The sequence below is a fragment of the Bacteroidales bacterium genome, assembly GCA_029210725.1.
Lineage (GTDB): Bacteria > Bacteroidota > Bacteroidia > Bacteroidales.
In genome coordinates, this window is record JARGFM010000057.1 from 1 (window position 1) to 7,655 (window position 7,655).

Consider the following 7,655-nt stretch of genomic DNA (forward strand, 5'->3'; position numbering starts at 1 on the left):
GCACTGGGTCTGTTCAGGCTTGAGAAGTAGAGTTGATCACGTGCAACTCACCAGGGTGTCCCGATGACGAAAACAAGGGGCAGCGATGCCGCCGGTCTCCGGTGGTTCGGACTTAATGAACTGCCTGATCTGGCCTTTGATCACAGGGAGATTGTTAGCGATGTAATTCGTATGATCAGGGAGGGGAACCAGGGAAGCCGGGACTAAATGATCATCCCGGCACCAACGGTATTGTTGGTGGCCTCATCGATAATGATGATACTTCCGGTGATATGATTGTCCTTATAGGAGTCATAGAAGATGGGTTTGGAGGTTTTCAGGGTGATCCTGGCAATTTCATTCAGTCCCACCGACTGATCCTCGTGGTTCTCTTCCAGGCTGTTGATATTCACCTTATAAGCCACACCACGAATGATTCCTCGTAATTCGGAAGTGGTGTGCCGGATCACATATTTCCCACCCATCACCATAGGCTTTTCACTGAGCCAGCATAGCATCAGATCCACCTCCTGAGCCACCTTGGGCTTCTGGGCCACCGGAACAATCATGTCCCCCCGGCTGATATCGATGTCATGGGCCAGCCGGAATGTTACCGACTGCGGAGGATAGGCCTCCTTCAGCTCCCCTGTCATGGTGTCAATTGCCACCAGGGTGGTCTCAATTCCAGTGGGAAGCACCGCCACCTTTTCACCCGGTTTCCAGACTCCCCCGGCAATACGACCGGCATAACCGCGGTAGTCGTGAAATTCATCCCGCTGAGGCCGTATCACATACTGTACGGGGAAGCGCCGGTTCACGAAATCGGCATCGCTTCGGATATCGATGGTTTCCAGTGCCTCCAGCAGGGTGGGCCCTTCATACCAGTTCATGAGCTCACTGCGGTCCACCACATTGTCCCCCTTCAGGGCACTGATGGGTATAAAACGGACATCAGCAATATTGAGCTGCTCCTTAAAGGGTTCAAACTGGGTCTGGATTTCTTTAAATACCTCCTCCTTATACTCAACCAGGTCCATCTTGTTGATGCAGATCAGGATGTGAGGGATCTCCAGCAATGCGGCGATAAAGGAGTGGCGGATGGTCTGCTCCAGCACCCCGTGCCGGGCATCCACCAGGATGATGGCCAGATTGGCTGTGGAGGCCCCGGTAACCATGTTGCGCGTATACTGCACATGCCCGGGAGTATCCGCGATGATGAACTTTCTTTTGGGCGTGGCAAAGTAGCGGTAGGCCACATCAATGGTAATTCCCTGCTCCCTCTCCGCCCGAAGTCCGTCCGTTAACAGCGCCAGATTCACCTGCACCTCTCCCCTTCTCTCACTGGCCTTCTCCAGCTGCTCCATCTGGTCCTCAAAAATGGCCTTGGAATCATACAGAAGACGTCCGATCAGGGTCGATTTTCCATCATCCACACTTCCTGCCGTGGTAAAGCGCAGCAGTTCCATATCCAGATAACCTGGTGCGGGATTCTCTCTGTTGCTCATTTTTCCTTTTTCTTTTTTACTTATAAACTAAAAATAGCCCTCTTTCTTCCGGTCTTCCATGGCGGCTTCGGAGCGCTTGTCATCGTAACGACCTCCGCGTTCGGTGGAGCGGGCCGCTGCCACTTCCTGGATGATATCCTCCAGGGTATTGGCCATGGAGAGGGTCAGACCGGTGCAGCTGATATCGCCAATAGTACGGCAACGCACATCTTTCAACTCATAAGATTCATGCTCCTTCAGTTGCATAAAAGGAGCCTTGGCCAGCCATGTACCGTCACGATTAAATACCTCCCTCTTATGCGTATAGTAGAGCTTTGGAATGGGGATCTCTTCCAGGTAGATATACTGCCAGACATCCATTTCGGTCCAGTTGCTCAAAGGAAACACACGGAAGTGCTCTCCCATATGTTTTTTACCGTTAAAGATATTCCAGAGTTCCGGACGCTGGTTCTTGGGATCCCACTGTCCGAAATCATCCCGGTGAGAGAAGAAGCGCTCCTTGGCCCTGGCCTTCTCCTCGTCGCGCCGCCCGCCACCCAGTGCCGCATCAAACTTAAACTCCTCAATGGCATCCAGCAGAGTCACTGTCTGAAGGACATTGCGGCTGGCATTGACACCGGTCTCCTCCACCACTTTTCCCGCATCGATGGAGTCCTGTACCAGGCGTACAATCACACGTCCGCCCGTCTCCTCCATCAGGCGGTCCCGGAATTCCAGGGTTTCGGGAAAATTATGCCCGGTATCGATATGCAGGCAGGGAAATGGAACCACCTGGGGCCAGAATGCTTTCCGGGCCAGGTGGTACATGACGATGGAGTCTTTTCCTCCGGAAAACAGCAAAGTCGGTTTTTCAAACTGCGCTCCAACCTCCCGGATCACATAAATCGCCTCTGCTTCTAACTCACGCAGGTGGGTAATGGAATAATTACTCATAAGAAGACCAGTTTCAGGAAAAAATTTGATGTGCAAAGATAATAAAAAAAAAAGAGTGCCTCTTACGAGACACTCTTCAGAGTTAATATCAGGTTGTGATATTAGAAAGAAGCTGCAGGTGTAGCTGTACCATCAGCAACATCCCAGAACAAGCGCGTGCGCACGTCGTCACCTCCAATGGCAGAAGCAGCGGCGTCGTAATTATCACCGTTCAGGTCAGGCTCATTGTATGGGAATGGCATACGGAATGGAATGTCTGAATAAGTCATATCCTCCGGCGGAACCAGTACGGGCCAGTCAAAAGTACGCCATACACAGTAACCTTCGTTCCCCCTGTTATACAGGGCAAGCCATTTCTGTGTACCTATCAGCTCCTTGTCACGGGCAGCATCCCAGGACACATCCGGATGATTCAGATAACTGCCGGGCATGGTCACACCCCAGAAGTCATGGCTTTCGGCAATACCGGCTTCATAATGCTCCTGAGCAGTTCCCGGTGTACCTGTGAAACCGCGGGCGGCAGCTTCAGCAAGCATAAACTCCACTTCGGCATTACAGGCAAAGGTAGCCGGAAAATCAGGCGCAAACATCTCATCGCTGTAGTGACTGTAGGATGGATAGCTTTCGTTGCTCACCAGTCCATAATCCAGACCCCTGTATGCCAATTTCTCCACACCTACTTCGGTGGAAGTATCCACCTGGGTGAAGAATGCAGGCAGCCGGGCATCATCCAGGTCCACCATCATGTCGATAATAGTGGCTGAAGGAGCATAGTCGTTCCTGTTGGCCACAATAAACATGTTGTAAATAGTGTTTACATGAGGGGTTACACCCACCCAGGGAAGCTGCATGGACTCGCCGGGTTCCAGTAAACCAGCCGCAAGAGCTTCGCTCAAATAGGATTGAGCAGCACTGGGATTCACGTCAGCAAGCCGCATCCCCAAACGCAGTTTAATGGTAGCGGCAGCCTTCTTCCACATGTCCACATCACCGGCGAATACCAGATCCTCAACTCCCCAGCTACCGTCTGAAGCACCGGCAGCCAGAGTAGAAATATCGGCGGTCAGGCGGGCCTGCAGATCCTCATAAATGGTGGCAGCATCATCGTAGGCAGGTGTTTTGCCGTCAAACCCGCCCAGGGCCTCGGTATAAGGCACATCTCCGAAGAAATCCACCAGGTTGTGATACACCATCACTTCCACGATGTCCACAATGGCCATTCTGTTGGCATTCATCCGGTTAAAGGATTCACTACCGGAAAGATCCTGAATGAGCAGTTTAACCTCTCTCAGGTCCTGCAATACCAGGTATGAAGTATTCCAGTATCCATCAGGGATCTGGCGGTCAGAGAATTGATAGCGGCTGGGATCGGTATACTGCATCTGAGATGAATACTGGCACAGAAAACGGCTAACGTTTACGTTCTGGCTCATATTATCGATCAGATTCAGGGCATCCCTGAGTGCGTTGGTCAGAACAGTTTCTGCCGGCACATCGGTTGCGGCTTTCGGATTCTTGTTGTCCGGAAGCTCGCAGGATGATACCAGTACCCCAAGTACCAGTATCAAGAGATATATATTCTTCATTTTCATAATTATTCAATTTAAATATATAACAGTTAGAAATTGAGCTTCACGTTCACACCAATAGTCTTCACGGACGGGTAGGCGCCCTGCTCAATACCCTGTCCGTTCCCTGAAGTAAGAATTACTTCCGGATCGAAGTGCTCCACATTCTTGCTGATGATCCAGAGATTGCGGCCAACCAGGGAAACATCAACCCCGCGGATGAAGGAATCACCCAGTAATGAGACAGGAAGTGAATAAGAGAGTGATAATTCACGAAGCTTCACATAGGATGCATCGAATACATAACGTGCAGTTGGTGAATTATTGTAATACCAGAAACGGCCCCACCGGTAGGCATCCACATATACATCGTTGGGGGTTCCATCTTCAAAGACGGCATCTTCGAAGATCATCCCACCACCTTCGGAAACCGGGTCACGTTTGGGATTCCCCTTGGGGTTATTCCCGGCGGTCTCTTCATATACACCAGTGGCCTGTCCATACTTGGTATTAATGGAATAAATATCACCACCCTGCTGGATGTCAATCAGGGCATAAAGGGACAGTCCTTTCCAGGAAAGCCTGTTACCTATACCCATGTTCCAGTCGGGCTGAATATTTCCAAGAATAGCCAGCGGATCATCGCCTACCATCAGGTAGCCATTGTCCTGAACAGTGATCTTCTTATCGGTCCAGACATAGTCGGTACCTCTAATGGTTCCGTAAGGCTGACCTTCGACAGCATTAATCTTTACATCCCAGGCCGACATCAGCTGGAGGCTTTTAACCCCTTCAGCCAGAGAAATAACCGTATTCTCATTGGTAAACCAGTTCACATCCAGGTTCCAGCTGAAATCATTGGTTTTCACCGGCACCAGGTGCAGGGCTACTTCAATCCCTTTATTCTCCATTTCTCCTCCATTCACATACATTTCGCTGTAACCAGAAGCCCGGGATACAGGCACGGAGAAGATCTGGTCAAAGGAGTTGGTCCTATATACAGCCAGGTCCAGTCCGAACCTGCTCTCAAAGAAGTAAGCCTCCAGACCTGCTTCAATAGAATTGGTAAATTCGGGCCTCAGGTTGGGATTCTGAAGGATATTGGCCACGGAGAACAGCGCCAGGTTGCCCCAGTTGGTTCCCTGATCATAAGTGGAAATAGTCCTGTATACCCCTGTGGCGGCACCAACTTTTGCATAGTTCACCCTTAGTTTCAGGTAGTTCATCCAGGCCAGGTCCTGCAGTCCGCCCAATTCGTGGAGGAGCAGGGTACCGGCAACGGAAGGGTAGAAATAGGTATCGTCTGCATCAGGATTGAGACTCTTCAGTGTCGAAGACTGGTCCATCCTGGCAGTACCTTCCACATAGGCAAATCCGCCATAGCCCACAGAAAGGTTTCCGTAGAGACTCTGCTCACCCAGGATGCCCAGATATTCAGAAACGTCCATGGGGGAAATTGAGTTGGAAACGGTATAGAGCTCAGGCACAACCAGCCCACCCACAGTGGTTCCGGTGATACGCTGCTGCTGACGATGCCTGTAGTTGGCACCAACCAGACCATTCAGTGAAACTTCTCCGAGAGTCTTGTTGAATTTCAACATCAGGTCGGTATTGGATTCAATCAGGTTGCGCTGACGTGTTGTAAAATCAGAAGTGGCTGTACTACCAATGGCCGTACGCTCATTCTGCACGTCATGATAAGTATCAATGGAACTCCTGATGGTAAGGGTCAGCCAGTCGGTAAACTTATAATCAGCGTTTACATACCCCAGTACGCGATCCCGGTAGTCATCGTTGTAGTTCTTATAACGCACCCAGTACGGATTGTCGAAAAAGATCGGAGAGAGATATTGGGGCATCCAGTAGCTGTAGTTCCAGGTCCTGTGCAGCCCTGTGGGAGACTCATACTCCTTCAGCCTGCTGAAGTCAACGTTGGTCTGGAACCACTGTCCGAAGGACTGCATGACATTTACTCCATCATAACCCGTACCCATACGACCGGTGGTCTTCTGGTGGTTATAAGTAACGTTGGCGCTGACGCTCAGCTTAGGCGTAAAGTTGTAACTTCCGGAGAAGTTTACGGTATTCTTATTCAACTCACTGTTCGGCAGAATCCCGTTCTCATCATAATTGGTATAGGATAGGCGAAAGCGTCCGTCTTTGTTTCCACCGTCAAAAGCAACGGTATTTACCCACTTGGTATTGGTTTCAAAGAAAGAAGGCATACGGTTTTCCTCGACAGGGGGCATCCATGGCCTTTTCTCGCCGTAATTGTCGGCAGCTGGATCCAGGGCGTCCCAGTGAACCACCATCAGGTTGGGATCAAATTTGGCACCCCAGGAAGCATCCTCCGAAGTAGGAGTAATCAGGTCGTTTGTTCCATCACCATCCACATCTCCGTAAAAGAAGTTGCCGGTTGGATCTTCGTAAAAAGGACCATAACCACCACCATATTCAAACTGCTGCTGAGGAAGAGTCGACTTGTCGATCGTACCCACCATGAAGTTGGAGCTGACAGAAACCCCGATTCCCTGACGGGTTTTCCCTTTCTTGGTCGTAACCAGAATCACTCCGTTTGCAGCACGTGAACCGTACAGTGCAGAAGCGGCGGCACCTTTCAATACAGAGATGGTCTCAATATCGTTAGGGTTCAGGTCCTGGGCCACATTACCATAGTCATAACCACCCCACCCGTCTCCACCGGTGGCGTAGTTGCTGTTGTCCACAGGAACGCCGTCGATGACATAGAGGGGCTGGTTGTCTCCGGTAATGGAAGTACTACCACGAATCAGGACATTCGAAGATCCACCCATGGTATTAGGCATCTTGATTTGTACGCCCGATACCTTACCGGATAGTGAGGATGCAAAGTTGGACTGAGCCGTTCCGCTCACTGCATCACCGTCCACTTCCTGAACCGAATAACCGAGTGATTTCTTTTCCCTGGAAACACCCAGGGCCGTAACCACTACCTCATCCAGTTCTGTGGAGGTAGACTCGAGAACTACATCAAGGGTAGTCTGACCATCCAGCACAATCTCCTGGGTAAGCATACCCACAAAGCTGAACATCAGCGTGGCTGATGCATCGGGGACGGTAATTGAGTAATTCCCTTCAAAGTCTGTTACTGCACCAATTGTGGTACCTCGTACCACAACAGATACACCGGGCAGGGCAGCACCGTCCTCGGCACTGGTCACATTACCCGAAACTTGCACACCCTGTGCCTGCAAAAGGTTGAAACCTGCAAACAACAGAAGTGACAATACGAAAACAAATCTTTTCATAGATTAAAGTTTTAGGTTTAATAAGTAATTAGCAAAGACTCTATACAGAGCCAAATCTAAAAAAAAAATATGAAACACAAAATTAAAGGAACTCAATATTGACGGGCAGTTCAGGCGGATCGATCCGGCGACTTATCGAACATGGCCCGAAACCATCCGGTCCCCGGAAAAAAGATGCCAGGATATCAATCTGATTAACTGTGATTTAAGCGGGCAGAATTACCCGATTTCTTTTTTGGAATACAAAGTTTCTGTACACTCCTGTCAGGAATAAAGAATTCCAGGCAGGCGTTATTTAACATATACTAACCTGTTGTGCTATTAAAAACTGTTTATAACTCTTATAAAAAAAGATTGCGCATGTTACTGTATTTCAGTAAATT

Annotated in this window: 5 protein-coding genes; 1 reads left to right on the forward strand and 4 read right to left on the reverse strand. The window is 49.8% G+C overall.

Annotated elements, in window-relative coordinates:
- Positions 1–63 precede the first annotated feature (63 nt).
- Positions 64–207 carry a hypothetical protein gene (locus P1P86_16405; GenBank protein ID MDF1576768.1) on the forward strand — a complete coding sequence of 48 codons (144 nt, stop codon included), beginning with the start codon at positions 64–66 and terminating at the stop codon, positions 205–207.
- Here P1P86_16405 and P1P86_16410 read toward each other — a convergent pair.
- The 4 genes from P1P86_16410 to P1P86_16425 form a co-directional block, all read right to left on the reverse strand.
- A complete protein-coding gene (locus P1P86_16410; protein MDF1576769.1) occupies positions 204–1,484 on the reverse strand; it encodes a GTP-binding protein in 1,281 nt (426 codons plus the stop codon). The genes P1P86_16405 and P1P86_16410 overlap by 4 nt on opposite strands.
- A 27-nt stretch (positions 1,485–1,511) precedes the next feature.
- On the reverse strand, positions 1,512–2,417 hold the full coding sequence (gene cysD / locus P1P86_16415) for a sulfate adenylyltransferase subunit CysD (protein ID MDF1576770.1): 906 nt from the start codon (positions 2,415–2,417) through the stop codon (positions 1,512–1,514).
- 101 nt (positions 2,418–2,518) lie between these two features.
- Positions 2,519–4,009 carry a SusD/RagB family nutrient-binding outer membrane lipoprotein gene (locus P1P86_16420; protein MDF1576771.1) on the reverse strand — a complete coding sequence of 497 codons (1,491 nt, stop codon included), beginning with the start codon at positions 4,007–4,009 and terminating at the stop codon, positions 2,519–2,521.
- Positions 4,010–4,035: 26 nt separating this feature from the next.
- On the reverse strand, positions 4,036–7,272 hold the full coding sequence (locus P1P86_16425; GenBank protein MDF1576772.1) for a SusC/RagA family TonB-linked outer membrane protein: 3,237 nt from the start codon (positions 7,270–7,272) through the stop codon (positions 4,036–4,038).
- Between the last annotated feature and the right edge of the window lie 383 nt (positions 7,273–7,655).

What these genes read in the sequence shown, in the direction of transcription:
- P1P86_16405 (MDF1576768.1), top strand. Translation starts at nt 64, where the DNA reads ATGACGAAAACAAGGGGCAGCGATGCCGCCGGTCTCCGGTGGTTCGGA.
- P1P86_16410 (MDF1576769.1), bottom strand. Translation starts at nt 1,484, where the DNA reads ATGAGCAACAGAGAGAATCCCGCACCAGGTTATCTGGATATGGAACTG.
- cysD (MDF1576770.1), bottom strand. Translation starts at nt 2,417, where the DNA reads ATGAGTAATTATTCCATTACCCACCTGCGTGAGTTAGAAGCAGAGGCG.
- P1P86_16420 (MDF1576771.1), bottom strand. Translation starts at nt 4,009, where the DNA reads ATGAAAATGAAGAATATATATCTCTTGATACTGGTACTTGGGGTACTG.
- P1P86_16425 (MDF1576772.1), bottom strand. Translation starts at nt 7,272, where the DNA reads ATGAAAAGATTTGTTTTCGTATTGTCACTTCTGTTGTTTGCAGGTTTC.